The organism is Sandarakinorhabdus sp. FBCC-B8862 (genome assembly GCF_059745315.1).
Window position 1 is genome coordinate 1705586 of the sequence record NZ_CM185574.1, and the last position, 24845, is coordinate 1730430.

General features: G+C 67.7%; 29 protein-coding genes. 18 read left to right on the forward strand and 11 right to left on the reverse strand.

Going from position 1 to position 24845, the window contains the following annotated elements; translation table 11 throughout:
• Positions 1-7: 7 nt before the first annotated feature.
• Entirely contained in the window at positions 8-820 is an 813-nt protein-coding gene (locus AC6BOR_RS08325) for a PEPxxWA-CTERM sorting domain-containing protein (RefSeq protein WP_498058018.1), read from the reverse strand.
• Between the two features lie 203 nt (positions 821-1023).
• On the opposite strand from AC6BOR_RS08325, the gene AC6BOR_RS08330 reads away from it, so the two are divergent.
• The 3 genes from AC6BOR_RS08330 to AC6BOR_RS08340 are packed head-to-tail and all read left to right on the forward strand — an operon-like array spanning position 1024 to position 3919.
• Entirely contained in the window at positions 1024-2352 is a 1329-nt protein-coding gene (locus AC6BOR_RS08330; protein ID WP_498058019.1) for an MFS transporter, read from the forward strand.
• Positions 2349-3305, forward strand: coding sequence for a Gfo/Idh/MocA family protein (locus AC6BOR_RS08335; RefSeq protein WP_498058020.1), 957 nt, complete (start codon positions 2349-2351; stop codon positions 3303-3305). The genes AC6BOR_RS08330 and AC6BOR_RS08335 overlap by 4 nt, the downstream gene beginning before the upstream one ends.
• Complete coding sequence (locus tag AC6BOR_RS08340) at positions 3302-3919, forward strand: glutathione S-transferase family protein (RefSeq protein WP_498058021.1); 618 nt, start codon at positions 3302-3304, stop codon at positions 3917-3919. Before AC6BOR_RS08335 ends, AC6BOR_RS08340 begins: the two co-directional genes overlap by 4 nt.
• A 34-nt stretch (positions 3920-3953) precedes the next feature.
• Here AC6BOR_RS08340 and AC6BOR_RS08345 read toward each other — a convergent pair whose 3' ends face one another.
• Genes AC6BOR_RS08345 through AC6BOR_RS08355 form a run of 3 tightly spaced genes read right to left on the reverse strand, consistent with a single transcriptional unit; the run spans position 3954 to position 6085 of the window.
• Positions 3954-4622, reverse strand: coding sequence for a TPM domain-containing protein (locus tag AC6BOR_RS08345; RefSeq protein ID WP_498058022.1), 669 nt, complete (start codon positions 4620-4622; stop codon positions 3954-3956).
• Positions 4622-5455: a TPM domain-containing protein gene (locus AC6BOR_RS08350; RefSeq protein ID WP_498058023.1), complete on the reverse strand. Its 834-nt coding sequence runs from the start codon at positions 5453-5455 to the stop codon at positions 4622-4624. The genes AC6BOR_RS08345 and AC6BOR_RS08350 overlap by 1 nt, the downstream gene beginning before the upstream one ends.
• Before the next feature lie 30 nt (positions 5456-5485).
• Positions 5486-6085 carry a LemA family protein gene (locus tag AC6BOR_RS08355; protein WP_086116147.1) on the reverse strand — a complete coding sequence of 200 codons (600 nt, stop codon included), beginning with the start codon at positions 6083-6085 and terminating at the stop codon, positions 5486-5488.
• 108 nt (positions 6086-6193) lie between these two features.
• On the opposite strand from AC6BOR_RS08355, the gene mscL reads away from it, so the two are divergent.
• Genes mscL through AC6BOR_RS08370 form a run of 3 tightly spaced genes read left to right on the forward strand, consistent with a single transcriptional unit; the run spans position 6194 to position 7856 of the window.
• Entirely contained in the window at positions 6194-6640 is a 447-nt protein-coding gene (mscL, locus tag AC6BOR_RS08360; RefSeq protein ID WP_498058024.1) for a large conductance mechanosensitive channel protein MscL, read from the forward strand.
• Positions 6637-7410 carry a bestrophin-like domain gene (locus AC6BOR_RS08365; RefSeq protein ID WP_498058025.1) on the forward strand — a complete coding sequence of 258 codons (774 nt, stop codon included), beginning with the start codon at positions 6637-6639 and terminating at the stop codon, positions 7408-7410. The genes mscL and AC6BOR_RS08365 overlap by 4 nt, the downstream gene beginning before the upstream one ends.
• Positions 7407-7856: an META domain-containing protein gene (locus tag AC6BOR_RS08370; RefSeq protein ID WP_498058026.1), complete on the forward strand. Its 450-nt coding sequence runs from the start codon at positions 7407-7409 to the stop codon at positions 7854-7856. The genes AC6BOR_RS08365 and AC6BOR_RS08370 overlap by 4 nt, the downstream gene beginning before the upstream one ends.
• 192 nt (positions 7857-8048) lie before the next feature.
• On the opposite strand, the gene AC6BOR_RS08375 is transcribed toward AC6BOR_RS08370, so the two are convergent.
• Positions 8049-8474, reverse strand: coding sequence for an RrF2 family transcriptional regulator (locus tag AC6BOR_RS08375; RefSeq protein WP_498058027.1), 426 nt, complete (start codon positions 8472-8474; stop codon positions 8049-8051).
• Between the two features lie 264 nt (positions 8475-8738).
• Here AC6BOR_RS08375 and AC6BOR_RS08380 point away from each other — a divergent pair, with 264 nt between their 5' ends.
• Positions 8739-9095: a UrcA family protein gene (locus AC6BOR_RS08380; protein WP_498058028.1), complete on the forward strand. Its 357-nt coding sequence runs from the start codon at positions 8739-8741 to the stop codon at positions 9093-9095.
• A gap of 277 nt (positions 9096-9372) precedes the next feature.
• Positions 9373-10470, forward strand: a complete 1098-nt coding sequence (locus AC6BOR_RS08385) for a DmpA family aminopeptidase (protein ID WP_498058029.1) — start codon at positions 9373-9375, stop codon at positions 10468-10470.
• Between the two features lie 12 nt (positions 10471-10482).
• Here the strand turns inward: AC6BOR_RS08385 and AC6BOR_RS08390 are convergent, their stop codons facing one another.
• Positions 10483-11079, reverse strand: coding sequence for a TetR/AcrR family transcriptional regulator (locus tag AC6BOR_RS08390; RefSeq protein ID WP_498058030.1), 597 nt, complete (start codon positions 11077-11079; stop codon positions 10483-10485).
• Positions 11080-11151: 72 nt separating this feature from the next.
• Between AC6BOR_RS08390 and AC6BOR_RS08395 the strand changes: the two genes are divergently transcribed.
• Positions 11152-12045 carry an SDR family NAD(P)-dependent oxidoreductase gene (locus AC6BOR_RS08395; RefSeq protein ID WP_498058031.1) on the forward strand — a complete coding sequence of 298 codons (894 nt, stop codon included), beginning with the start codon at positions 11152-11154 and terminating at the stop codon, positions 12043-12045.
• 89 nt (positions 12046-12134) lie between these two features.
• Positions 12135-14222 (forward strand): TonB-dependent receptor, encoded by a 2088-nt coding sequence (locus AC6BOR_RS08400; protein ID WP_498058032.1) that lies wholly within the window; start codon positions 12135-12137, stop codon positions 14220-14222.
• 134 nt (positions 14223-14356) lie between these two features.
• On the opposite strand, the gene AC6BOR_RS08405 is transcribed toward AC6BOR_RS08400, so the two are convergent.
• Positions 14357-14884, reverse strand: coding sequence for a GNAT family N-acetyltransferase (locus tag AC6BOR_RS08405; RefSeq protein WP_498058033.1), 528 nt, complete (start codon positions 14882-14884; stop codon positions 14357-14359).
• Positions 14885-14974: 90 nt separating this feature from the next.
• Here AC6BOR_RS08405 and AC6BOR_RS08410 point away from each other — a divergent pair, with 90 nt between their 5' ends.
• The 7 genes from AC6BOR_RS08410 to AC6BOR_RS08440 all read left to right on the forward strand — a co-directional run bounded on the left by AC6BOR_RS08410 (position 14975) and on the right by AC6BOR_RS08440 (position 21767).
• Positions 14975-15988 (forward strand): phosphotransferase family protein, encoded by a 1014-nt coding sequence (locus AC6BOR_RS08410; protein ID WP_498058034.1) that lies wholly within the window; start codon positions 14975-14977, stop codon positions 15986-15988.
• Positions 15985-17187 (forward strand): acyl-CoA dehydrogenase family protein, encoded by a 1203-nt coding sequence (locus AC6BOR_RS08415; RefSeq protein WP_498058035.1) that lies wholly within the window; start codon positions 15985-15987, stop codon positions 17185-17187. The genes AC6BOR_RS08410 and AC6BOR_RS08415 overlap by 4 nt, the downstream gene beginning before the upstream one ends.
• 135 nt (positions 17188-17322) lie before the next feature.
• Complete coding sequence (locus tag AC6BOR_RS08420; RefSeq protein WP_498058036.1) at positions 17323-17607, forward strand: UrcA family protein; 285 nt, start codon at positions 17323-17325, stop codon at positions 17605-17607.
• A gap of 137 nt (positions 17608-17744) precedes the next feature.
• Positions 17745-18809, forward strand: coding sequence for a 3-isopropylmalate dehydrogenase (gene leuB / locus AC6BOR_RS08425; RefSeq protein WP_498058037.1), 1065 nt, complete (start codon positions 17745-17747; stop codon positions 18807-18809).
• Entirely contained in the window at positions 18806-19435 is a 630-nt protein-coding gene (locus AC6BOR_RS08430; RefSeq protein WP_498058038.1) for a DUF502 domain-containing protein, read from the forward strand. Before leuB ends, AC6BOR_RS08430 begins: the two co-directional genes overlap by 4 nt.
• 8 nt (positions 19436-19443) lie before the next feature.
• The gene (locus AC6BOR_RS08435; RefSeq protein WP_498058039.1) at positions 19444-20652 is read left to right on the forward strand and encodes a dicarboxylate/amino acid:cation symporter; all 1209 of its coding nucleotides are present in this window, start codon (positions 19444-19446) and stop codon (positions 20650-20652) included.
• Positions 20653-20726: 74 nt separating this feature from the next.
• Positions 20727-21767: an aspartate-semialdehyde dehydrogenase gene (locus AC6BOR_RS08440; protein ID WP_498058040.1), complete on the forward strand. Its 1041-nt coding sequence runs from the start codon at positions 20727-20729 to the stop codon at positions 21765-21767.
• Positions 21768-21838: 71 nt separating this feature from the next.
• On the opposite strand, the gene AC6BOR_RS08445 is transcribed toward AC6BOR_RS08440, so the two are convergent.
• Together AC6BOR_RS08445 and AC6BOR_RS08450 are read right to left on the reverse strand one after the other, a co-directional pair.
• Positions 21839-22063: a helix-turn-helix domain-containing protein gene (locus AC6BOR_RS08445; protein WP_086115489.1), complete on the reverse strand. Its 225-nt coding sequence runs from the start codon at positions 22061-22063 to the stop codon at positions 21839-21841.
• 6 nt (positions 22064-22069) lie between these two features.
• Positions 22070-22561 (reverse strand): hypothetical protein, encoded by a 492-nt coding sequence (locus AC6BOR_RS08450; protein ID WP_498058041.1) that lies wholly within the window; start codon positions 22559-22561, stop codon positions 22070-22072.
• 210 nt (positions 22562-22771) lie between these two features.
• Between AC6BOR_RS08450 and AC6BOR_RS08455 the strand changes: the two genes are divergently transcribed.
• The gene (locus AC6BOR_RS08455; protein WP_498058042.1) at positions 22772-23377 is read left to right on the forward strand and encodes an outer membrane protein; all 606 of its coding nucleotides are present in this window, start codon (positions 22772-22774) and stop codon (positions 23375-23377) included.
• On the opposite strand, the gene AC6BOR_RS08460 is transcribed toward AC6BOR_RS08455, so the two are convergent.
• Positions 23361-24326 carry a hypothetical protein gene (locus AC6BOR_RS08460; protein WP_498058043.1) on the reverse strand — a complete coding sequence of 322 codons (966 nt, stop codon included), beginning with the start codon at positions 24324-24326 and terminating at the stop codon, positions 23361-23363. The two genes, AC6BOR_RS08455 and AC6BOR_RS08460, sit on opposite strands and share 17 nt — an antisense overlap.
• Entirely contained in the window at positions 24323-24784 is a 462-nt protein-coding gene (locus AC6BOR_RS08465; protein WP_498058044.1) for a DUF1203 domain-containing protein, read from the reverse strand. The genes AC6BOR_RS08460 and AC6BOR_RS08465 overlap by 4 nt, the downstream gene beginning before the upstream one ends.
• Positions 24785-24845: the final 61 nt, after the last annotated feature.

Genomic DNA, 24845 nt, shown 5'->3' on the forward strand with positions numbered 1-24845 from the left:
AGCCTGATCAGGCCTGAACCACGCGGCGGCGGCGGGCCACCGCGCCGGTGAGGCCAAAGCCGGCGATCAGCATCGCCCAGCTTGCCGGTTCCGGAACGGCGTTCAGATTGGGGCTGGTGCTGACCTGGAAATTGGCCGCGTTGCCACCGCCGTTGATATAGGCCGAGGGCAGGCTGATCATCGGATCGATGAAGGCCAGCGCCTGGCCGCTGCCCAACTTGAAGATGCTCGCCTGCATGGCGACGGTGCCATAGAAGCTGAGGCTGGCGAGATCGGGCACCAGCGCGCCAGTGACGATATAGCCCTGCTGGTTGCCAAGGCCGGTGCAATCCGGGCCGGGCCCGGCATCGCCGGCACATTCGAAGCGCACCTCACCAAAGCCGGTGTTGATGGCCGCATAGGCAAAGGCGTCCACACCCTGGCCGGGGCCGCCCAGTTCAACGCTGTAGAAGCCGTTCAGTTCCGCGCCATTGTTGGGATCGAGCAGCAGATAATTGGCGAAATCATCAAACGCCTGCAGGCTGTTGGCGGTGATGGCATAGGTGTAGCGCAGGAAAATGTTGCCAACGCCGGGACCATCGATGCTGAGGCTGATGGCCGGGCTGGCACCATAGACGATGGACCAGCTGCCCGATGAGCCGGGGCCGGACCCCGGCACCGTGCCCGCGCCGGGGCCGGACCCATTGGCCGGCGTGCCGCCAAATGACTGGACATAATAGCTGCTGCCGGCCGGACCGAGCGTGACGCCGGACGGCGGCGCGGCCTGGGCGGCGGACGCGATGAACAGCGCGGCGCCCAGAGCGGCATGTTTGATCTGCATATGAACCCCCGTTGCAATGCCGGAAAATGGTTAACGGCGCGCCTATCATGGTCAAGCCGCTTTGGCGGCGCTGCCGGCGATCTTGCAAAACTTAACAAAACGCCGGCGGCGCGCCCCCGGGCGAAACTCTGCCGCATTCCACAGGCTTGCGTGCCGGGCGGTGGCACCGCACAGTGCGATCCGACCCTGGGGAGGGGCCACATGTGCATCTGAAACGCCGGACCTTGGCCGCCTTTGCCGCGCCCTGCCTGCCGCTGACCGGCGTGGGCCTGCCGCTGGTGGTGTATCTGCCGCCTTATTATGCCGGCACGCTGGGGCTGGATCTGGCGCTGACCGGCATCTTGTTTTCGGCCGTGCGCTGGGTGGACCTGCCGCTGGATGTGCTGTTCGGGCGCGGGATTGACCGGACGGCGACACGGCTGGGCCGGTTCCGGCCGTGGCTTCTGATCGGCGGGCTGGTGATGGCGCTGGGCCTGGCGCTGAGTTTCTTTGCACCGCCCGGCCTGTCGCCGCTGCGCGCCTTTCTGGGCCTGTTGGTGATGTATGCCGGCTATTCGGCGGCGCAGGTGGCGCACACCAGCTGGGCGCAATCGCTGTCCACCGATTATCACGAGCGCAGCCGCATCTTTGGCTGGTGGCAAACCGCCAACATGGTGGCGTTGATCGGCATGCTGGCGGTGCCGCCGCTGATGAACTGGCTGGGCCCGCGCTTTGGGCTGGAAGCGTCGGCAAGCCTGGGTGTGCACGCCATGGGCTGGGTGCTGATTGCGCTGCTGGCGCCGGCGCTGATCGCCGCCTGCCTGGGCGTGCCAGAAGGCCAGCCGGCCACGGGCGAACATCATGGCTGGCGGGCGATGTGGGGCGCGCTGAAACGGCCGCTGCTGGGCCGGCTGATGCTGATCGATCTGCTGGCCAGCCTGCCGCCGGGCTTTGGCGGCGCGCTGCTGGTGTTCTTCTTCGAGGCGGCGCGTGGTTTTTCGGTGAGCGAGGCGCGGCTGCTGCTGCTGTTCTATTTCGCGGCCGGGTTGATCGGCGCGCCGCTGTGGGCCTGGGTGGCGCGGCGCACATCGAAACATCAGGCGGTGGCGTGGTCCATCGGCAGCTATGCGGTGCTGCATGCGGCGCTGGTGCTGGCACCACGGGCGGATTTCTGGGTGGCCGCGGCCGGGATGCTGCTCGCCGGGCTGCCGGCGGTGGCGCCGCCCTTCCTGGTGCGCGCCATGCTGGCCGATGTGACCGATGCCGAAACGCTGGCCACCGGGCGCAACAACGCCGGGCTTTACTATGCCGTGCTGGTGGGGGTGCAGAAGCTGGGTTACGCCATTCCGGTTGGCCTCGCCTATATCGTGCTCGACATGGTGGGCTTTGATGCAAAACTGGGGGCCGGCAACACGGCGACGGCGATCGATGGCCTGATCGCGCTGTTCCTGCTGCCGCCGATCATCGCATCGGCCGGTGCCGCCTGGCTGGCCTGGGGCTGGACCATCGACAAGGCCGCCCAGGAACGCATCATCGCGGAATTGCAATCATGACGCTGCGCATCGGCATCATCGGTGCAGCACGGGTGGCGACCTATGCCTTGATCGCCCCGGCGCGGGCGCGTGATGATGTGGTGGTGGCGGCCGTGGCAGCGCGCGATGCGGGCCGGGCCGCCGATTATGCCGCCACCCACGGCATCGCGCGCAGCTTTGGCGACTATACCGCGATGGTGGCCGACGCGCACATCGATGCCATCTATGTGGCGACGCCGCCGGCCTTTCACCTGGAACAGGCGCGGCTGGCCATCGCTGCCGGCAAGCCTTGCCTGGTGGAAAAGCCCTTCACGCTGAACGCGGCCGAGGCCGAGACCCTGTTGGCGCAAGCGGCGGCGGCGGGTGTGGTGATGGTGGAGGCGCAGCATAGCCGTTGCCATGCCTTCTGGGCGATTGTGGCGCAGCATCTGCCGACGCTGGGCCGGCTGCGCCATGTGGAGGCCTGGTTCAACGCGCCCGTGAAGACCGATGCCGCCGAATTCCGCTGGCAGGCGGGGCTGGGCGGCGGCGCGCTGATGGATCTGGGCGTCTATCCGCTGACCTGGGTGCGCGCCGTGGCCGGCGAGCCGGTGCGGGCGCGCGACGTGGTGATGCGGCGCGAGCGGCAGGCCGATGGCGCCTTTGCCGCCACGCTGGACCTGGCGGGCGAGGTGACGGCGCGGGTCGCGGCCGACATGGCAGCGCCGTTCGGGGCGGAATTGCGGATCGAGGGCGAACTGGGCGTGCTGACCATCGCCAATCCGCTCGCCCCCCAGCGCGGCGGCCATGGCATAAGGCTGGAGACGGCCGGCGGCGTGGTGGATATTCCCAGCCCGGCCGAACCGGGCAGTTATGATGCCCAGCTGGCGGCCTTTGTCGCGCTGGTGGCCGGGCGCGGCGACTGGCCATTGCCGGCCGATGATCCGGTGCAATCCATGCGTGCCATCGATCTGGTGCGAACTGCAGGAGAATGACGATGCTGTTTTATGATTCGATCGGCCCCAACCCGCGCGTGGTGCGCATGGCGATGGCGGAAAAGGGCCTGACCATCCCGACCGAGACCATCGACATCCGCGCCGGCCACAACCGCCAGGGCGATTATATCAAGAAGGTGCCGGCCGGCGGCACCCCGGCGCTGGAGCTGGACAGCGGACAGGTGGTGTCGGAAATCACCGTGATCGCCGAATATCTGGAGGAGCTGCACCCTGCCCCGGCGATCATCGGCACCACGGCGGCGGAGCGGGCGCAGACGCGGCGTTGGGTGCGGATCATCGATCTGGGCTATTGCGAGCCGATGGCCAACGGCTTTCGCGCAACCGAAGGCCGGCCGATGTTCGAACCGCGCTTTCCGCTGGTGTCGGTCGATGCCGGGCAGGAATTGAAGGCAATTGCCGCAAAGAAGCTGCAGTGGCTGGATGGGCTGATGGCGGGCGATTGGGTGTGCGGCGACCGCTTCACCCTGGCCGATATCCTGCTGTTCTGCTTTGTCGAATTCGGCGCGCAGGTGGGCCAGCCGCTTCCCGATGGCCTGAAATGGCTGCCGGCCTGGCGCGACCGGGTGGCGGCGCGGGCGAGCGCAGCGGCCTGAAGGCAGCATGATCCTCCCCCTCTGGGGGAGGATCTCAAAGTTCGATCAGCGCGTCGGGCAGTTCGTTCACATCATCGTCGCGGCGCGGCAGGTGGCGGGCAAGGACGGCGCCAGCGCGGGCGATGGCGGTGACCAGGCCATCGGCGGCGCGGCCGGCCTTGATGCCGCCGGTGAGCGCCGCGATGGTTTCGGCCCAGTCTTCGGGCGCGACACAGGCGAACACGCCATCATCTGCGATCACCTCGGCCACCCGCTCCGCCTCGTCGAGATAGAGCAATACGCCGGTGCGGCCGGCGGTGCGGGTGAGGCCGCGGGCGCGGAACTGGGTCAGCGCGGCGGCGTGCACCCGGTCCCGCCGCAGGCCGCGCGGGGTGAGGGCGCGGTCCAGCCGGGCCAGCGCGACCAGCGCCAGCGTGGCGAGGAAGCACAGCGCCTGCACGGCGGCAAAGCCTTCGATGCCATGGGCTTCGCGGGTGGCGGCATCGAGTGAATCCCAATCCGGGAACAGCAGCGACGGCGTCCAGCCCAGCAGCACGGCGGCGAACGGCAGGGTGAAGGCGGCCAGCGCGGCCGCAGCCAGCATGGTGGCGGCATAGCGGCGCGGGCGGGTGTTGACGATCACCACGATCTCGCCGGCCGTGGCGGCTTCGGCCTCGGCAATGGCCGCAGCGATGCGGGCGCGATCAGTGTCGTTGAACAGCATCACCAGTCTCCAGACGCGCCGCCGCCGCCGAAGCTGCCGCCCCCGCCCGAAAAGCCGCCAAAGCCGCCGCCACCGCCGCCGCTGCCGCCACCCCAGCCCCCGCCCCAACCGCTGTCGCGGCGGTTGGACCAGCTGCCGCCCAGATCGGGGCCCCAGATGATCACCGGGCCACTGCGGCGTCCGCGCGCGCCGCGCCGGGTGGCGATGATGATCCAGATGATGATGATCACCAGCCACACCAGCGCGCCAATGCCGGGGCCATCGTCGGCGCTGTCGGCGCGCTGGCTCAGCTGCTTCACCGCCGCCTGCTGCTGATCGGGCGGCAGTTGGAGGAGGGCGATCAGCTCGTCGGTGCCAGCCTCCACCCCGCCCGCGAGATCGCCGGCCTTGAAGCGCGGCACGATGCTGCCACGGATGATCCGGCTGGAGACGGCGTCGGTCAGCGTGCCTTCCAGGCCATAGCCCACCTCGATGCGCAGCTTGCGCTGGGCCGGGGCGATGATCAGGATGGCGCCGTTGTTCTGGCCCTTCTGGCCGATGCCCCAGGCGCGGCCGAGCTGATAGCCATAGTCCTCGATCTCGTAGCCGCCGAGATCGGGCACGGTCGCCACCACCAGCTGGGCGCCGGTCGTGTCTTCCAGCGTCTTCAGCTTGCCATCCAGCCGGGCGACGACATCGGCCGGCAGCACGCCGGCGGCATCGGTCACCCGGCCGCTGAGCTTGGGAAACACCGGATCGGCGAACGCCGGCGCTGCCAGCTGCAGGATGAGCAGCAGCGCCGACAGCCAGAAGGCCAGACTGGCCAGCCGGCGAACATCAGGGGGCATGATCATGGCGCGCCCTTCGCGGCCAGAGGAAACAGACTAGAACTTCACCTCAGGCGCCTTGTCGGCATTCACCGTGGTGGCCTTGAACGGCGCGATCGGCTGGGCGCCATAGACCACCTTGGCGGTGATCAGTGTCGGGAAGGTGCGGATTTCGGTGTTATAATCCTGCACGGCCAGATTGTAATCGCGCCGGGCAACCGCGATGCGGTTCTCGGTGCCTTCCAGCTGGCTCTGCAGCGCCATGAACTGCTCGTTGGATTTCAGCTCGGGATATTTTTCCACCGTCATCAGCAGCCGGCCGAGCGATTGGCCGAGCGCGCCCTGCGCCTGTTCAAACTGCGCCAGCTGCGCCGGGTCCGACAGCTTGGTCGGGTCCACCGTCACCTGGGTGGCGCTGGCGCGGGCCTTGGTCACGCCTTCCAGCACATCCTTTTCCTGGGCGGCATAGCCCTTCACCGTGGCGACCAGATTGGGGATCAGATCGGCCCGGCGCTGATACTGGTTTTCGACATCGGCCCATTTGGCCTTCACCGCCTCTTCCTTGGCGGGAATGCTGTTGACGCCGCAGCCCGACAGCAGGGCGGCGCTGCCGGCGAGGGCAAGCAGGGTGGCGGAACGGCGGGTGGCGATAGCCATGAAACTCTCCGGTTGCAGCGGCTTGCGCGGGCCGCGAACTGTGGCACAGTGATAGCACAGCGCAATGTCCAACAAGATAGTGCGCCAACGGGGATTTCAAGAGGGGGCATGGGGATGCTGCAGGAATTCAAGGCGTTCATCGCACGCGGCAATGTGCTGGATCTGGCGGTGGGCGTGATCATCGGCGGCGCCTTTGGCACCATTGTGTCGGCCTTCACCGAGGATCTGGTGATGCCGATCGTCAGCCTGTTCACCGGCGGCATCGATTTCACCAGCCTGTTCGTCGTGCTGGGTGACGTTCCCGCGGACTACAAGGGCAGCCCCAGCGATTACGAGGCGCTGAAAAAGGCCGGCGTCGCTTTGTTCGGCTATGGCAAGTTCCTCACCGCGCTGATCAATTTCCTCATCGTCGCCTTTGTCATCTTCCTGATGGTCAAGGCCGCCAACAAGGCGATGGCGCCGGCACCGGCCGCGCCCGCCGAACCGCCCGGCCCGACGCCCAGCGAAGCGCTGCTGGCCGAAATCCGTGATGAACTGCGGAAGGGCCGCGGTTGATCAACGCGCTCGCTGCCCTGCTCGATCAGGTGCCGCTGCCCGCCATTCCGGCGGTGCTGCTGGCCATCTTCCTGCTGGCGGCCGAACTGGGCTTTGCCTGCCACCGCCGCTATGGCGGCACCGGTGGCGGCGAGGATGAAACCCAGGTCCTCTCCACCGCGCTGCTCGTGCTGGCGCTGCTGCTCGGCTTCACCTTTTCGATGGCGCTCGACCGCTATGACGAGCGGCGGCAGCTGGTGGTGCAGGAAGCCAATGACATCGGCACCGCCTGGCTGCGCGCCGGGCTGGTGCCGGCCCCGCACGGGCCGGCGCTGCAGAATGCCCTGCGCGATTATGCCGGGCTGCGCCAATCCAGCCCGCTGCCGCACGAGACGGACAAGCTCGCCCGCGCCGCTGCCCAGCGCAACACCGTGTGGCAGCTGACCACGGCCGCCCAGGCGACACTGGATGGCCCGCGCGCCGTCAGCCTGGTGGCGGCCGTCAACGCCGTGCTCGACACCGGCACCCAGCGCGAAAAGGCGGTGGCCGCCCGTGTGCCCGGCGAGGTGATGCTGCTGCTGGTGCTGTTCGCCGCGGTCACCTGCTTCCTGCTCGGCTATGTGCTCGATGCCCATGGCCAGCGGCACCGGCTGGCATCGGGCATATTGTTCCTGTTGATGGGGCTGACGATCATGCTGATCCTCGATCTCGACCGGCCAGTCGATGGCGCCATCCTGGTCGATCAATCGGCCATGCAGGCGCTGGTTGCCAGCCTGGCGGCGGTGCCATGAGGCGGGCACTGATCGCGCTGCTGGCGCTGGCCAGCCTGGCGGGCTGCCAGGCGGAGCGGCGGCAGCTGGGCCAGGCGCTGTCGGGCAAGCCGCCGGTGGCAACGGGCAGCCTGGTTGGCCGCTGGACCATGGCCGATCTGAACGGCGGCGGGCCGGTGGCGCGCGGCGAACTGGCCTTCACCGCCGACAACGTGGCCGGCACGGCGGGCTGCAACCGGCTGGCCGGCGGCTGGCAACAGGCTGGCGCCACGATCGGTATCGGGCCAGTGGCCGGCACCCGCATGGCCTGCCCGCCCGCCGTCATGGCGGTGGAGGCCCGGGTGATCGCACTGCTCAACGCCGCCAAGCGGGTGGAATTTGATGCACGCGGCGGCGCGACGCTGATCAGCGATGATGGCCAACGCCTGCGGTTGATCCCGGCGCTGCCCGACGTTCCGGTGCGTTAGAGCGGTTTCCGACCAATCTGGATCAGCAGCACGGAGCCGATTTTGGTTCGGTGCAAGAAGCAAGGAGGGCGCAATGCAGCGCATTGCAACTGACGCAGCGACGCCGCACCGGGCCAAAATCAGCCCGCCCCGAATGGGGTCGCCCGCAAGGGCGATGACGGTGGTTCAGATTGGTCGGAAACCGCTCTGGGATCAGGCCGCGAGGCGATCGAGCGACAGATCAGCGAGGCTGGTGGTATCGAGGATATTGGCCGTCTGTTCGCGCACGACCAGCATCACCTTGCGGATGACGCAGGTGGTTTCCTCGAAACAATCATGACAGCGCTGATAGGCGGTGATCGACACGCAGGGCACCAGCGCCAGCGGCCCTTCGATCAGGCGGATGATCTCGCCAAAGCTGATCTGGCTGGCCGGCCGCGCCAGGCGATAACCGCCCATCTTGCCGCGGAAGCTGTTGACCAGGCCGCCATTCTTGAGATCCAGCAATATGGCTTCAAGGAATTTGCGCGGCAGCTTCTGATCGGCGGCAATCGCCGAAATCGGCACCGGTTCCACGCTGCCCGAACGGGCAATGAAGATGAGCGCGCGCAGCGCATAGCGGGATCGCTGGGTGAGCATGGTGTGTGGCTTATCCTATGCACCAGCAAGGGATTGGTGCCAAGCGATATTGGGCGGCAGGTTCAATGCCGAAATATGGGAAAAATTCCCAATATTCCGGATTTCAAATATGGTTCCGTCATGCTGCTGTAACACGCCAGATCATCCAACTCATTGATATTTCAAGTGTCAGCAAAAATCAGGGCAGTTGGCACGGCCGTTGCAATGCTGTTGGCATCGGAGGCCGGATGGTCCGGCAGCCGAACCAAAGCGAAGAGGTCCCCCATGTTTGCTTCTGCCAAGAATTTCTCCCGCAACATTGTCGGCGCCGCCGGCACCCTGTTGTTCGCCGGCCTGTGCATCGCCGGTGCCACCACCCCCGCCAACGCCCAGATCGCCTACAGCGTGAGCGCCGATGGCCACCGGGTTGCCCATGTCTCCTATGCCGATCTCGATCTGGGCAGCAAGGCCGGCCGCGACCGCCTGGAAAACCGCCTGCGCACCGCTTCGAAGGAAGTGTGCCATGGCACCTCGAACGAGCGTTGGGCGGCCGCCCAGGAATACACCTGCTACATCGAAACGCTGCAGGCCACCCGTTCGGCCACCATGGCCGCGATCGAAGCCGAAAAGGTCGGCGGCTGATCGATTGACGCACCGGCAGGCAGTGGCAGGGGCCGTCCCTGCCTGCCGAAGCGGCCGGTGGTGATGCCAGACGCCCCCTCTGGCACCCCACCCGCCCGCCAAAACGCCCGGCACCGCCCGCCCCCGGTGGTGACTGTGGCCACAGGCCCCCGAAATCCATTTGGTGCGACTCCCTCCCGCCCCCTCGGGATCGCACCCATCCGGTGCCGCCCGGCGTTTTCACCCTCGAACGCCGGGCGGCACTTTTCTTTTGGGCTGGGCCCGGCATGATGGCGCCATGCGCACCATGTTCCTGGCCCTGCTGATGCTCACCGCTGCCCCTGTTGCTGCGATGCGTGCCCGAGATCTGGGCATCGCGCCCGGCCCACTGCCCACCGGGCCCTTGAACGCCATTACAGATGTGCCCGGCGTGCTGGTTGGCCAGGTGACCATTGATCGCGGCGACACGATCCGCACCGGCGTCACCGCCATCCTGCCGCACGGCGGCAATCTCTTTGCCGACAAGGTGCCGGCGGCCATCGTCGTCGCCAACGGCTTTGGCAAGCTGATGGGCCTGTCCCAGGTGCAGGAGCTGGGGGAGATCGAAACCCCGATCCTGCTCACCAACACGCTGAATGTCGCCGAAGCCGCCAGCGCCATCATCACCCACACACTGGCGCAGCCAGGCAACGAGGGCGTGCGATCGGTCAACGCCGTGGTGGGCGAAACCAATGATGGCGGGTTGAACGACATTCGCGCCCGCGCGGTCACCCCGGCTGATGCGCTGCGCGCGATCAGCAGCGCCAGCACCGGCCCGGTCGCCGAGGGCGCGGTGGGCGCCGGGCGCGGCACCATCGCGTTCGGGTGGAAGGGCGGCATCGGCACATCATCGCGGCGCACGCCCGATGGCTTCACCGTGGGTGTGCTGGTGCAGAGCAATTATGGCGGCCGGCTGATCCTGGCCGGCGCGGCCGTTCCGCCGCCCCTGGCCGAAGAGCCGGCCGGTGCCGATGGCTCCATCATGATCGTGGTGGCGACGGACGCGCCGTTGAGCGACCGCAACCTGAAACGGCTCGCGGCACGCGCCATGGTCGGCCTGTCGCGCACCGGATCGGCCTTTTCCAACGGCTCGGGCGATTATGCCATTGCGGTTTCCGTGCACCCCGATGTGCGCCGCACCCCGGCCCGCCGCGCCGCCATCACCGCCTATCCGGAACTGGGCAATGAGGCGATGTCGCCACTGTTCGTCGCCGTCGCCGACGCCACGGAGGAAGCGATCGCCAACAGCCTGTTGATGGCCACGGATGTTGAAAGCCGCGACCCCGCCACCGGCCAGACCCGCCGCGTGCCGGCGCTGCCGGCAGACCTGGTCAGGCAGCGGTTGCAGGCGCGCTGAGCCGAACGCGGGTCACAGCGCGCCCCAGCCGGCGAGCAGGGCGGCGGCGCCATCGGCGGCGAGGGTTTCGGCATCGGCCAGATAGGCATCATTGGCCAGGGTGGCGATGCCATGGACCAGCGCCCAGATGATGGCGCCGGCCTGTTCGGGCCCGATGCCGCGCAGGCGACCGGCGGCGGCGAGCTCGCCCAGCATGGCGGCCAGGCTCTGCCCCGGCCGGGCGGCCGCGGCGGCGAGGTCGGGGTGGGCGGCGCGGTTGGCCAGCGCCGGGCTTTTCATCAGGCGATAGAGCGCCGGATGTTCGGCAACAAAACGGACATAGGCGATGCTGCCGGCGACGATGCGCTGGGCCGGATCGCCGGGCGTCGTGGCCAGCGCCGCCATCTTTTCGGCGTAAAGCTGCTCGAAGCCCTGCGCCGCCACCGCGGCAACCAGCGCCGCCCGGTCACGGAAATGATGATAGGGTGCCATGGCCGAGACGCCTGTGGCGGCAGCGACAGCACGCAGGGTCAGCGCCTCCACCCCGTCCCGCTCCACGATGGTGCGGGCCGCGGCGGTGAGCGCGGCTTTCAGATCGCCGTCAAAATGCCAGGCCGATTCGGGTTTCACGCCGCATCCCTAACTTGACCGGCCGCCAGGCGCAATTTATACGGCGTAAAGTTTACAACGTAAGGATTGACCATGCAGATCGTGATGACCGGGGGCAGCCGGGGGATTGGCGCCGAAGCGCTGCGCCATCTGCTGCGCGCGCCGGGCGCACGCATCCTGATGGGTGTGCGCGACGTGGCACCGGCCGGGGTGGAGGGATTGCCCCTCGATCTGGCCGGCCTGGCCAGCGTCCACCGCTTTGCCGATGCGGTGATTGCGGCGCTTGCCGGTGCCCGCATCGATGCGCTCGTGCTCAACGCCGGCGGCCAGCGGCCGACTGTGGCGGAACGCTCCGCCGACGGCCATGAATTGACCTTTGCAGCCAATCATCTTGGCCATTTCCTGCTGCTGCAACGACTGCTGCCGCATCTGGCCGATGGCGCGCGCGTGGTGATCACCAGCAGCGGCACCCATGATCCCGCCGAAGCCACCGGCGTGCCGCCGCCCCGCCACGCAGCTGCCCGGCGGCTGGCCGATCCCACGCAGGATCCGGATCTGGACCGCAACCCCATCACCGCCGGCATGCGCGCCTATTCGGCATCGAAACTTTGCAATCTGATGGTGGCACGGGTGCTGGCGCGCGACGCAGCCCTGGCCAGCCGCGGCATCAGCATCGTCGCCTATGATCCCGGCCTCACCCCCGGCACCGGGCTGGTGCGCCAGCAGATGTGGGTGGTGCGCACCCTGGTGTGGCCGTTGCTGCCGCTGCTGCTGCCGTTCGGGAAGACGATGAACAGCCTGGCCGATGCCGGCCGCCATCTCGCGCTGCTGGCCACCAGCGTGCGGCCGCCGCCGGCCGGCGTCTATGCCTCGCTGCGCAAGGGCCGGCTCACCTGGCCGGCACCATCGGAGCTGGCGCGGGATGAGGCGGCCTGCACCGCCCTGTGGCACGACAGCCTGGCGCTGTGCGGGCTGCCGTCTGGCTGATTTTTGCGAAAGATTCGCAATTTCTGCTTGCTTGTCTGCGAATCAATCGCAATAAGGCTGCGTCTGATAATCATTCGCAGGTTGTTCCGATGCGTCGCGTGCTGCTCCTCTCCACTGCCCTGTTGCTCTCGGCCCCCGTCGCCGCGGCCGATGCGATGGAGGATGATGCCGGCACCATCGTGGTGACCGGCCAACGCGACCAGCCCTATCGCGCCGGCAACATCACCTCCGCCACCCGCACCGACACGCCGCTGCTGGATGTGCCGCAGGCGGTGACGGTGCTGACCAAGCAGCGGCTGGATGATCAGGCCATATTGTCGGTGCAGGAAGCGCTGCGCTTCGTGCCCGGCGCGGTGGGCGCGCAGGGCGAAGGCAATCGCGACCAGATCGTGCTGCGCGGCAACAACAGCACGGCGGATTTCTTCGTCGATGGCGTGCGCGACGATGTTCAATATTTCCGCGATTTCTACAATCTCGACCGGCTGGAAATCCTGAAAGGTTCCAACGCCATGATCTTTGGCCGCGGCGGCGGCGGCGGCGTGATCAACCGGGTGACCAAGACCCCGATCATCGGTGAACGGCTGCTCAGCGCCGATGCGGCGGCCGATACGTGGGGCAGCTGGCGGCTGGGCAGCGATGTCAATCTGCCGGTGGCCGATCATGTCGCGGCGCGGCTGAACGGCTTTGTCGAACAGGCCAGCAATCACCGCGATTTTTATGGCCTCACCCGCTGGGCGGTGAACCCCACGCTGGGCTTTGATCTTGGCGGGCGCGGCCGGCTGGTGCTGGGCTATGAACATGCCAGTGATGACCGGGTGGCCGATCGCGGCATCCCGTCGCAGAACGGCCGGCCGGCACCGGTGGCGCGAGGCCTGTTCGTGGGCGATGCCGCGCAGAACCGCAGCACGGTCAATGTCGATGCCCTCACGCTTGCCGCCAATTATGAGCTGGCCGATGGCCTCACCCTGCGCAACGCCACGCGCTGGGCCGATTATGACAAGGAATATGTGAACCTCTTTGCCGCAACGCCGCTGAGCACCGCCGGCACCCTGGGCATCGAGGCCTATCGCGACCCCACCCGCCGCCGCAACCTGTTCAGCCAGACCGACATCGCCTGGAAGACCGATCTGGCCGGCATGGAACACACGCTGCTGGCCGGGTTCGAACTGGGCCGCCAGGTCAGCCGCAACCGGCGCATCAACGGGTTTTTCGACGGCTTTGCCGGCGGGCCGACCCGGGTGACCGTGCCGCTCACCGATCCGTTCACGCCGCCGCCGGTCACGTTCCGCGCTGGCACCGGCAACCGCTCCATCCGCGCCGTGGCCGAAGTGGCCGCCCTGTTCGTGCAGGATCAGGTGAAGATCGGCGAGATGGTCGAGCTGGTCGGCGGCCTGCGCTATGACCGGTTCAGCCTTGGCGTCGACAATCTGCTCGCCGGCACCCGCTTTGCCCGCACCGATCATCTCTGGTCGCCGCGCGCCGGCCTGGTGGTGAAGCCAGCGAAGAACGCGTCCCTCTATGCCAGCTTCAGCCGCAGCTACCTGCCGCAATCGGGTGACCAATTCACCAGCCTGGATGCCAGCCTGGCCGCGCTGGAGCCGGAAGGCTTCCTCAACCGCGAGATCGGCGCCAAGTGGGACATCACGCCCGCGCTCAACCTCAACATCGCTGCCTATGTGCTGGACCGCACCAACACCCGCGCGCCCGGCGCCGTGGCCGGCACGGTGGAATTGACCGGCCGCCAGCGCAGCCGCGGCATCGAACTGGGCCTGGATGGCCAGATCCGGCCGTGGTGGCAGGTGCAGGCCGGCCTTGCCGTGCAGAGCGCCCGCATCGTTTCCACCACCAGCGCCGCGCCGGCCGGCCGCCATGTGCCGCTGGTGCCCGAATTCCAGGCCAGCCTGTGGCAACGCTTCCAGATTGCCGAGCCGGTGGGCGTCGGCCTTGGCATCCTGCACCAGGGCAAGAGCTTCACCGGCATCAGCAACACGGTCGAGCTGCCAGCCTACACGCGGGTGGATGGCGCGGTCTTCTTCAAGCTGGCCAAGGGCATTTCGGGCCAGCTGAACATCGAAAATCTGTTCAACACCGCCTATTTCCCGACCGCCCACACCGACAACAACATCAGCACCGGCACGCCCCGCACCGCGCGGCTGACGATCAGGACAAGCTTCTGATCACCAAATCACCGTCATGCTGAACTTGTTTCAGCATCCATGGGATTTTGCCCCAGAACGAGCGCTTGTGGAGTCGCGCGCCCATGGATGCTGAACGAGTTCAGCATGACGAGATCATGTTGCGCGGCTGCGTTTCAGGCCTCAGCTGGCGGTAGCCGCTCCCACAGGCCGACCGGTTCTTCGCGATAGGTCGCCTCGGCATAGATGCCGAAGCCGCAGCGGCGGGCCACCGCGATGCTGGCGGCGTTGCCGGGGTTGATCATCGCCACCGTGCGGTCAAAGCGCGTGTCGGCCCAGTTGAGCGCGCAGGCCACCGCTTCGCTGGCATAGCCCTGGCCCTGCGCTTCCGGATGAAAGGCCCAGGCCGCTTCCGGGCAGCCAAAGGGGTCCACCCCGGTGCGCTCCCCATGCAGGAAGCCGACATCGCCCAGATGCACATCCTCTTGGCGCAGGGTGACGGCCCACATGCCATAGCCCATCAACGGCCAGTGCCCGGCATAGCGCAGCAGGCGGTTCCAGCTGTCTTCCCGGTTGAACGGCTTGCCGCCAAAATGCGTCACCACCACCGGGTGCGACCACATTTCGGCCAGCCGATCAAAATCATCCAGCCGGTGTGGGCGCAGCACCAGCCGGTCGGAGGTGAGAACGGGAAACGCGGACATGGGGAAAGCATAGGCAGCCCCCGCGCCAATTTCCAGTGACGGGTTTCTGACAGGCTTGCCGCCCCGCGCCGCCGTGCTAGCCATGGCCGCATGACCGACCTTGATCGCCTTGCCGGCTGGCTGGCCGGCCAGCAGCTGGCCCTTGCCCCCGGCGCCGGGCTGCAGCGGCTGGGCGGCGGCATCGCCAACCGCAACGAACGTGTCGCACTTGCCAGCGGTTCGGCTGTGCTGCGGCGGCCGCCGCCGGGCCAGCTCGCCGCCGGCGCCAGCGACATGGCGCGCGAAGCCCGGGTGCTGGCCGCGCTCGCACCCGTTTTCCCGCTGGCGCCGCGCCTGATCGTCTTTTGCGATGACGAAGCGGTGCTGGGCACCAAATTCCAGCTGATCGAATGGCGCCCTGGCGTGGCGATTGCCGGCACGCTGCCCGCCACCGCCGGCGATGGCCTGGCACTGGTGGAAACCACGTTGCAGGCCATGGCAGCGTTGCACGCGCTGGACCCGGCGGCGGTGGGCCTTGGCGATCTTGGCAAGCCCGAAGGCTTCCACGCCCGCCAGTTGCGGGGCTGGACGGCGCGGGCCGAGGCGGTGTGGCCCGATGGCCTGCCTGCTGCCGTCGCGGCGCTGATCGCAGCGCTTGGCCTCGCCGTGCCAGCCGAAGCCGGCGCACCGGTGCTGCTGCACATGGATCTGAAGCCCGACAATCTGCTCGTCGACGCTGAAACCTGCGCCGCCGGCGCCATGATCGATTGGGACATGGCAACGCGCGGGCCCAGGGGCTTTGATCTGGCCATCCTCCTCTCCTACTGGATCGAGCCGGGCGATCCGGACGATGTGAAGCCCCTGCAGGCGGTGCCCTCGCTCACGCCGGGCTGGCCCGGCCGGGCGGCGGTGGCGGCGCGCTATCAGGCGATCAGCGGGCATGATCCCGGCGATCTCGTCTGGCCGGTGGCGCTGGCGCGGCTGCGGCTGGCGGTGGCCTGGATGCAGCTTTACCGAAAATGGCAGCGCGGCGAGATGGATGGCAGCCGCTATCAAGGCTTTGAACCCTTGGCGCAGGCGATCATCGCCCACGCGCTGGCGCAGTATCAGAAAGGTGCCCTGTGACCGACTTCACCCTGCCCGAAGACACCAAGGCGCTGGCCCGCCGCGTCCGCCAGTTCGTGATCGAGCGTGTCATCCCCTATGAGCGCGATCCGCGCCTCACCCAGCATGGCCCCAATGACGATCTGCGCGCCGAACTGGTGGCGCTGGCCAAGGCCGAAGGCCTGCTCACCCCGCAGGCGCCGAAGGAACTGGGCGGGATGGGCTTCGATCACGCCACCCAGGCCGCGGTGTTCGAAGCCGCGGGTTGGTCCACGCTCGGCCCCGTCGCCATGAACTGCGCCGCGCCGGATGAGGGCAATATGTATCTCCTCTCCCGCATCGCCCGGCCGGATCAGGTGAAGCAGTTCCTCCAGCCGATGATCGACGGGCACCGCCGCAGCGTGTTTGCCATGACCGAGCCGGATGGTGCCGGCAGCGACCCCGGGCAGCTGAAAACCCGCGCGGTCTTCAACGGCAATGATTACGAGATTTCCGGCCTGAAATGGCTGATCACCGGGGCCAATGGCGCCAAGACCTGGATCATCATGGCCAATGTCGAGCCGAACCCGCATGGCCCGCACGGGCCCACCCTGTTCCTGACCGAAGGCGACACGCCGGGCATTAGAATCGAGCGCGTGATGGATTCGATGGACCGCAACTATGTCGAAGGCCATTGCGTGGTGCGGTTCGAAGGGTTGCGGCTGGGGCCCAGCCATATCCTCGGCGAGATCGGCTCGGCCTTCCGCTATGCCCAGATGCGGCTGGCGCCGGCGCGGCTCACCCACTGCATGCGCTGGCTCGGCGCGGCGGCGCGCTGCCAGCATATCGCGCTGGAGCACGCCCGGGTGCGCACCGCCTTCGGCAAGCCCTTGCTCCACCACCAGGGCGTCAACTTCATGCTGGCCGACAATGAGATCGCCCTGCACCAGGCGCGCCTCGCCATCCGCCACGTCGCCTGGCTGCTCGACAACGGCGTGCGCGCCCGCCACGAGAGCAGCATCGTCAAGGCCAACGTGTCGGAAGAGCTGTTCAAGGTGGCGGACCGCTGCGTGCAGATCCTCGGCGGCATCGGCGTCACCTCCGAAACGGTGGTCGAGATGATCTTCCGCGATATGCGCCCCTTCCGCCTCTATGACGGGCCGACCGAGGTGCACAAATATGCCATCGCCACCCAGCTGGAGCGGCAGGGCAGCGCCTTCACCGATCCGGTCGGCTGGTGAAGCACATTGCGGCGGCCTACGTCATTTGACGTAGGCCGCTGATTGGCGCTAAACTGCGACAGGCTGCCGCACCCTTGCGGGCGGCCAGGCTGGAAATGGCCCGGTCAGAGGCCGCCCCGGCCGGGAGAGAGAGACATGCGCCATTTCCTGTTTGCCGCGCTGGTGCTGGCCGCACCGGCTGCCGCCACCCCCACAATCACCGTTGCCGCCGGGCCATCGGTGAAGGTGGCCACCCACGATCTTGATCTGGCCACCCCGGCCGGCCAGCAGCGGCTCGATGGCCGGTTGCGCCGCGCCGCCACCCAGGTCTGCACCTTCACCCATTTGCGCGATCTGGCCGAATCCCGCCTGGCCGATCGCTGCCGCGCCGAGACGCTGGCCCGCGCCCGCGAACAGCGCCCGGCCATCATCGCCGATTGAACTGCCCGAGGGGAGAGGGCATCCGGCCCGCGCGCCCCTGATGGTGAGCCGCGCGGGCCGGGTTTCCCCCGGCGCCGGCACGGCTGCGCGCTTTTACCAATGTTGGCAGGCGGGGTTTCAGCCGCTAAGTCGCAGGCATGACCAAGACCCTGCTCCTTCTCCCCGGTGATGGCATCGGCCCCGAAGTGTCTGCCGTGGCGCGCCGCGTCGCCGGCCGGCTGATCAGCCAGGGCCTCGCCCTCCAGGTGGAGGAGGCGCTGTTCGGCGGCGCCAGCATCGATGCTTGCCAGCTGCCCCTGACGCCAGAGGTGCTGGCCCAGGCCAAGGCGGCCGATGCCGTGCTGATGGGCGCGGTGGGCGGGCCGAAATGGGCCGGCCAGCCCTATGACAAGCGGCCCGAGGCCGGCCTGCTCGCCCTGCGCGCCGGCATGAATGTCTATGCCAATCTGCGCCCGGCGCGCTGCTTCTCGGCGTTGGCCGATGCTTCCAGTCTGAAGCGGGTGTTCGTCGACGGGCTCGACATATTGTTCGTGCGCGAATTGACCGGGGGTGTCTATTTCGGGGAGCCGCGCGGTGTGGAAACCCTCGCCGATGGCCAGCGCCGCGGCGTCAACACCCATGTCTATACCACCAGCGAGATCCACCGTGTCGCCCGCATCGCCTTTGAACTGGCGCGCGGCCGCAAAGGCGAGGTCTGCTCGGCGGAAAAGGGCAATGTGATGGAAGCCGGCCTGATGTGGCGCGAGGATGTGCAGGCGTTGCGCGACGCCGAATATCCCGACATCAAGCTGTCCCACATGCTGGCCGACAACATGGCCATGCAGCTGGTGAAGAATCCCAAGCAGTTCGATGTGATCCTCACCGACAATCTGTTCGGCGACATATTGTCGGATGAAGCCGGCATGCTCACCGGCTCGCTCGGCATGCTGCCCTCGGCCGCGATCGGCGATCCCGGCACGCCCGGCCTGTATGAGCCGATCCACGGCTCCGCCCCTGACATTGCCGGCCGCGGGGTCGCCAATCCCTGCGCCGCGGTGCTCAGCCTCGCCATGGCGCTGCGCTACAGCCTGGGCGCGCCGGCGCTGGCCGACACGGTGGAGGCCGCCGTGGAAGCCGCGCTCGACAAGGGCGCCCGCACCCCCGATCTGGGCGGCACCATGACGACGGCGGCCATGGGTGACGCCATCTTGGCGGGCCTTTGATCCGCAGGGTCCTCGCCCCCTTTGCCACCGGCCTGCTGTTCCTGGCGCCGGTGCTGGTCACCATCATCATCCTCAACTGGCTGTCCGGCTATCTGATCGCCGCGCTGGGGCCCGACACGCCGCTGGGCGGGCTGCTGGGCCAGGCCGGCATGTTCTTCACGCCCTCGCCGCTGGCCGCCTTCTGGGCCGGCCTTGGCATGGCGGCCGTGCTGGTCTGGGTGGTGGGCCTTGCGGTGCAGACGCGCTTTCGCCCGCAGCTTGAAGGCGGGCTCGATGGCCTGATCAGCCGGATTCCGGGCCTGGGCGCGCTCTATCGCCCGCTGGCGCAGTTCGTGCGGATGATGGGCCCGTCCGCCGGCGGGGAAATGAGCGGCATGTCGGTGGTGTCGGTCAGCTTTGGCGATCATGTCGAGGCGCTGGCGCTGCTGACCAGCCCCAAGCTGCATGATTTCGGCCAGGGTCCGCGCTATCTCATTCTCATCCCCACCGCGCCGGTGCCGGTGGGCGGCGGCATGTTGTTTGTGGAGGCCAGCCGGGTGAAACCGGTGCCGAACATGGGGGTTGACGATCTGGCCAAGCTCTATGTCACCATGGGCACGTTGACGGGCGGGGAGACGGGCCAGTGAACCTGACGATGCGGATCTTCCTGGCGCTGCTCGCCGGGCTGGTGGTGGGTGCCCTGCTGCCGGCCGATATCGGCAAACCGCTGCTGCCGGTCAGCGATGCCATCGGCAATCTCTGGCTGCAGGCCCTGCAGATGACGATCATTCCGCTGATCGCCGGCCTGTTGTTCAGCGGCATTGCCCAATCGGTCGGCCAGGCCGGCGGCGGCCGCACCGCCGGCCGGGCGCTGCTGGCCTTCTTCCTGCTGCTGGTGTTTTCAGCCGGCTGGTCGATGATCTTCGTGCCCCTGCTGCTCGATGCCTGGCCGGCCCCGCCGGCGGCGGCCGCCGCCATCGTCGCCACCAGCGCCGGCGCCCAGCCGGTGGGTGAGATCAAAGTGGACCTGGGCAAATGGCTGCTCTCCATGGTGCCGGCCAACATCTTCGATTCGCTCGCCAAGGGCGACATGCTGCCCGTCGTCACCTTCATCAGCCTGTTCGCGCTCGCCGCCAGCCGGCTGGACGATGGCCGCCGCAGCCAGCTGGTCAGCCTGTTCGATGCCGTGAAAGAGGCGATGCTGGTGCTGGTCGGCTGGATCTTCGTGATCGCGCCGCTCGGCGTGTTCGCGCTGGCCGTCAGTGTCGGCATCAAGGCTGGGCTCGGCGCCTTTGGCCTGCTCGGCCATTATATCGCTGTGCTCGTCGCGGTTCAGGTCGGCCTCATCATCCTCGTCTATCCGCTCGCCGTGCTGCTCGGCCGGGTTGGCCCGCTGGCCTTTGCCCGCGCCGTGCTGCCGGCGCAGACGGTTGCCGTCTCCACCCAGTCCAGCATCGCCTCGCTGCCGGCCATTTTCGACGGTGCCGAACGGCTCGGCCTGCCCCGCGCCACCGCGCAGGTGGTGCTGCCACTGGCGGTCAGCATCTTCCGCATCACCAGCCCCTGCGCCAATGTCGCCGTCGTCCTCTATTGCGGGCATCTTTATGGCATGGACCATTCGGCGCTGGCCTATCTGGGCGCGCTGCTGGCCGCGCTGGTGGCGGCCGTCTCCACCGGCGGCCTGCCGGGCTCGATCACCTTCCTCGCCGCCTGCGTGCCGATCGCCAATGCCATGGGCGTGCCAATTGCCGTGCTGCCGGTGCTGCTGGCGGTGGAGCTGGTGCCCGACGTGTTCCGCACCCTGGGCAATGTGACGGCCGACCTGGCGGTGACGGCCATCCTGTCGCGGGATCGCACGCCCTGATTGCTGCAATGCAATATTCACGGTCTGGACTCTGCGCACCAATGCGCTAACAGCCTCGGCCCAAGGAGTGGATCATGGGCTACAAGGTTGTTGTCGTCGGCGCCACCGGCAATGTCGGGCGCGAAATGCTGAACATCCTGGCGGAACGCCAGTTCCCGCTGGACGAGATCGCCGCGGTGGCATCCCCGCGCTCCACCGGCGACATCATCGATTTCGGTGAGGATGGCCGCACGCTCAAGGTCCACAATATCGAGCATTTCGATTTCACCGGCTGGGATATCGCCCTGTTCGCCGCCGGTTCCGGCCCGACCAAGATCTATGCCCCCAAGGCGGCAGCGCAGGGCTGCGTGGTGATCGACAATTCGTCGCTCTATCGCATGGAACCCGATGTGCCGCTGATCGTGCCGGAGGTGAACCCCGACGCCATTGACGGCTACAAGAAGCGCAACATCATCGCCAACCCCAATTGCTCCACTGCCCAGATGGTGGTGGCGCTGAAGCCGCTGCACGATGCCGCCATCATCAAGCGCGTGGTGGTGAGCACCTATCAATCCGTGTCCGGCGCCGGCAAGGCCGGCATGGACGAGCTGTTCAACCAGACCCGCGCCATCTTCGTGGGCGACGAGCCCGAACAGACCAAGTTCACCAAGCGCATCGCCTTCAACGTCATCCCGCACATCGACAGCTTCCTGGGCCCGGATTCCGGCATGGACGGGTACACCAAGGAAGAGTGGAAGATGACGGCGGAGACCCGCAAGATCCTCGATCCCGAGATCGAGGTGACGGCCACCTGCGTGCGCGTGCCGGTGTTTGTTGGCCATTCGGAGGCCATCAACGTCGAATTCGAAATGCCGATCAGCGTCGCCAAGGCGCAAGGCCTGCTGCGCGAGGCGCCCGGCGTCATGCTGATCGACAAGCGCGAGGACGGTGGCTACACGACGCCGGTCGAATGCGTTGGCGATTACGCCACCTTCGTCTCCCGGGTGCGCAAGGACCCGACGGTGGAGAACGGCCTGGCGCTGTGGTGCGTGTCCGACAATCTGCGGAAAGGTGCTGCGCTGAACGCCGTGCAGATCGCCGAACTCCTCGGCCGCCGCCACCTCAAGAAGGGCTGAAACCATCCTCCCCCTCTGGGGGAGGTGCCGCCGCAGGCGACGGAGGGGGCGCGCGCCCCCGCCCCAGTCCGCTAATCCGTCTCATCCGGCGCGCTGCCATCAAATTCCAGCAGATCGCCGGGCTGGCAATCGAGCACGCGGCACAATTTGGCCAGCGTATCGAAGCGCACGCCCTTCACCTTGCCGGATTTCAGCAGCGACAGGTTGGTTTCGGCAATGCCGATGGCCGCCGCCACATCGCGCGCCTTCAGCTTGCGGCGGGCCAGCATCACATCCAGGGTCACGACAATCGCCATGGCGGGTCAGACGATCTGATCAAGATCGGCCTGCACGGCCACGGCATGATCGATCACGCCCGCCAGGCTGCGCAGGGCCATCCCGATGGCCCCCAGGCCCGCCAGCAATGCCCAGCCCGGCCGCTGCCCGGCGATGATCTCACCCACGATCAGGCCGGCGATGGCCGCCGCGATGATCCATTCACCGGTGTGGCGCACGCCGGTCGCCGTGGCGGCCGACAGGAAATCGCCTTCCGCCAGATGCTGGAACAGCCCGCGGCCCTGCCACAGCGCGCCCAGCAGCAGCACCGCCGGCAGCAGCGGCACCAGCGTGTCGTGGAAGTTGTAAAAGGCGCTGGGATCATGGTTGTAGAGCCCGGCGCCCAGATGCTTCAGCGGGCGGTACAGGCCTTCGGCAAACAGCGACAGCGCGGCAAAGCCAAACAACAGGCCCAAGAGACGGGACAGGCTGGCAAAATCCTCGCGCAGCCGGCGGAGGTTGGGGGCAACCGGGTTCATATCATATCTCCCGTAATGAACGTTACGTATAACATAAAGATTTAGTCGACAAACGTCAAGTCCCGACAAATTCTGAAGCTCCAATGAATGGAAAATGGCAGCATTTCAGGCACTTGCCCCAATCCATTCATGCCGGGGCCAGCGAGGCCGCGGCAAAAGGGCCGCAGCCGGTCGCCCCCCATGGCCGGTCCAACAAGAAGGAAAAATTCCATGTCGCGTATCATCTTCGCCGCGCTCGCCGCCGCCACGCTCGCCACCCCGGCGTTGGCCGCCGACAGCGAAAAGCCGTTCCAGGGCCCGTTCATCGGTGCGCAGCTGGGCTGGCAGCAGGACCGCCAGTCGCTCACCACCAGCACCGTGCCGGCCACCACCACCCGCGCCAGCGGCGACGGCTTCGCCTATGGCGGCCAGCTGGGCTATGATTTCCAGATCGGCAAGGCCGTGCTCGGCCTTGAAACGTCGATCACCGGCCGCACCGGCCGCACCAGCTTTGGCACCTTTGATGTGGAGCAGGGCCGCACCATCAATGTCACTGGCCGCGCCGGCTGGGTGATCGTGCCCGATGGCCTGCTCTATGCCCGCGGTGGTTATTCCAACGCTCGCTACAGCATCAGCAACCCCACCGGCCCGTCGGAAAACCGCGACGGCTATCTGCTCGGCGTCGGCTATGAACATCGCCTCGGTAGCAATGTCTCGGCCCGCCTCGAGTATAATTACTCCGATTATGGCAACGATACGCTGCCCGGCACCGGCGGCCCGTCGACGCTGAACTATCACCGCCACGCGGTGATGACCGGCATCAACTTCCGCTTCTGATCCTCCGGTGGACCGGGGTGGCGGTTGCCGCCACCCCGGTCATCACCAGCATCAGCGCGGCGGCCAGGGCCAGAAGCGTGTAGGTCGCAACAGCGACGAGCAGCAGCGGCGGCAGCCTGGCGTTCCCGACGATCCATTGCAGCGTCAGGCTTGCCACCGGGCCGAGCGCCAGCACCACCGACGAGATCAACGGCGTCGACCGCGCAAGACCGGCCTGCGCCAGCAGGATCGGACAGACGAGCACCGCCAGCAGCACCAGCGCCTGGCCCGCCACGGCGGCCAGCGGCAGGCCGGCAAAGGCCTGCGCCTGCTGGAACAGCATGACATTGGCGAACAGCGCCACGCCGACGAAGCGCACACCCACCACGGCCACGGCCGTCAGCCCTGCCTCGCTCATGCGCTTGGCAACCACCGACTCGATCGTGATCACCACGCCGGCAAGGCCTGCCAGCGCCAGACCCGCCCCGGCATCGGCCCCCAATCCGCCAGCCCCTGCCGCGCCAACCCAGGCCGCGCCAGCCAAGGCCAGCGCCACGGCCAGCAGACCAATATGCACGGCGCGCTGGCCGGGCGTTGCCTGGGCATCCGCTGGCCGCGCCCAGCCGATTGTGGCCAGCAACCAGACCGAAGCCGGTGCCACAGCCGAAAACAGCAGATTGACTGCCGATGGTGGCGCCCGGTCAAGCGCAGCGAAATAGCTGAGCCAGGCGACACCGGTTGTCAGGTTGGCGAGCAACACCAGCCGCCAATGCCTGCCCAGCAACCGCAGCTGCGCCCGCCGGAACAACAGCAGCCCGCCGCCAAACACCAGCGCCGCTCCGCCAAAGGCGAGACTGGCGATTTCAAACAGGCCCAGGCTGCCGAAGGCCGCTCCAAGCCAGACATCACGCACCGCCACCGCAGCGACAAAGCCCAGCAACAGCAATATGGCGGACACGGAGCGGCTCACGCCCGCTCGAACCGGCACAGATAGCAGCCGGCCAGCGCCGTGTGGCAGTTGAGAAACGCCACCTCCGGCCGGGCGAACAGATCGCGGATCACCTCGGCATGGCCGCCATCCAGCACCAGGGTGTTGGCCGGATAGACCATCAGGCCGGCCTCATCATAGGCGCGCAGGGCCACCGGCCGGGCCGCCACCACTGGCGGCACCACGCCGGGCGAATCCCAGGCCGCACCGCCGTCTGCGCTCAGGAAAATCGGTGACCACAGGCCATAGACCCCGGCTGGCTGCGGCACGGCCCAACTCAACAGCCGCATGGCGCTGCCGGCGGGACGATCGGTCAGGGTGAACCGGCACGGACCGCCGCTGTCGCGCAGCGTGATGGCATTGCCGGCATCATCGCGGGCGGCGGCGCGCAGGCGGGCGGCGGTGGCGGCATCCATGCCGATGGCGCGAAACGGGGTCATGGCGGGGCTCCTGGTCAGGAACCCGGCTTAATCCCGCAGACGCCGCCCCGTCTGGCGGGTT

Coding starts and splice junctions, on each gene's coding strand:
- AC6BOR_RS08325 (WP_498058018.1), bottom strand. CDS start 820: ATGCAGATCAAACATGCCGCTCTGGGCGCCGCGCTGTTCATCGCGTCC.
- AC6BOR_RS08335 (WP_498058020.1), top strand. CDS start 2,349: ATGACGCTGCGCATCGGCATCATCGGTGCAGCACGGGTGGCGACCTAT.
- AC6BOR_RS08340 (WP_498058021.1), top strand. CDS start 3,302: ATGACGATGCTGTTTTATGATTCGATCGGCCCCAACCCGCGCGTGGTG.
- AC6BOR_RS08345 (WP_498058022.1), bottom strand. CDS start 4,622: ATGCTGTTCAACGACACTGATCGCGCCCGCATCGCTGCGGCCATTGCC.
- AC6BOR_RS08350 (WP_498058023.1), bottom strand. CDS start 5,455: ATGATCATGCCCCCTGATGTTCGCCGGCTGGCCAGTCTGGCCTTCTGG.
- AC6BOR_RS08355 (WP_086116147.1), bottom strand. CDS start 6,085: ATGGCTATCGCCACCCGCCGTTCCGCCACCCTGCTTGCCCTCGCCGGC.
- mscL (WP_498058024.1), top strand. CDS start 6,194: ATGGGGATGCTGCAGGAATTCAAGGCGTTCATCGCACGCGGCAATGTG.
- AC6BOR_RS08370 (WP_498058026.1), top strand. CDS start 7,407: ATGAGGCGGGCACTGATCGCGCTGCTGGCGCTGGCCAGCCTGGCGGGC.
- AC6BOR_RS08375 (WP_498058027.1), bottom strand. CDS start 8,474: ATGCTCACCCAGCGATCCCGCTATGCGCTGCGCGCGCTCATCTTCATT.
- AC6BOR_RS08380 (WP_498058028.1), top strand. CDS start 8,739: ATGTTTGCTTCTGCCAAGAATTTCTCCCGCAACATTGTCGGCGCCGCC.
- AC6BOR_RS08385 (WP_498058029.1), top strand. CDS start 9,373: ATGCGCACCATGTTCCTGGCCCTGCTGATGCTCACCGCTGCCCCTGTT.
- AC6BOR_RS08395 (WP_498058031.1), top strand. CDS start 11,152: ATGCAGATCGTGATGACCGGGGGCAGCCGGGGGATTGGCGCCGAAGCG.
- AC6BOR_RS08400 (WP_498058032.1), top strand. CDS start 12,135: ATGCGTCGCGTGCTGCTCCTCTCCACTGCCCTGTTGCTCTCGGCCCCC.
- AC6BOR_RS08405 (WP_498058033.1), bottom strand. CDS start 14,884: ATGTCCGCGTTTCCCGTTCTCACCTCCGACCGGCTGGTGCTGCGCCCA.
- AC6BOR_RS08410 (WP_498058034.1), top strand. CDS start 14,975: ATGACCGACCTTGATCGCCTTGCCGGCTGGCTGGCCGGCCAGCAGCTG.
- AC6BOR_RS08420 (WP_498058036.1), top strand. CDS start 17,323: ATGCGCCATTTCCTGTTTGCCGCGCTGGTGCTGGCCGCACCGGCTGCC.
- leuB (WP_498058037.1), top strand. CDS start 17,745: ATGACCAAGACCCTGCTCCTTCTCCCCGGTGATGGCATCGGCCCCGAA.
- AC6BOR_RS08435 (WP_498058039.1), top strand. CDS start 19,444: ATGCGGATCTTCCTGGCGCTGCTCGCCGGGCTGGTGGTGGGTGCCCTG.
- AC6BOR_RS08440 (WP_498058040.1), top strand. CDS start 20,727: ATGGGCTACAAGGTTGTTGTCGTCGGCGCCACCGGCAATGTCGGGCGC.
- AC6BOR_RS08445 (WP_086115489.1), bottom strand. CDS start 22,063: ATGGCGATTGTCGTGACCCTGGATGTGATGCTGGCCCGCCGCAAGCTG.
- AC6BOR_RS08450 (WP_498058041.1), bottom strand. CDS start 22,561: ATGAACCCGGTTGCCCCCAACCTCCGCCGGCTGCGCGAGGATTTTGCC.
- AC6BOR_RS08455 (WP_498058042.1), top strand. CDS start 22,772: ATGTCGCGTATCATCTTCGCCGCGCTCGCCGCCGCCACGCTCGCCACC.
- AC6BOR_RS08465 (WP_498058044.1), bottom strand. CDS start 24,784: ATGACCCCGTTTCGCGCCATCGGCATGGATGCCGCCACCGCCGCCCGC.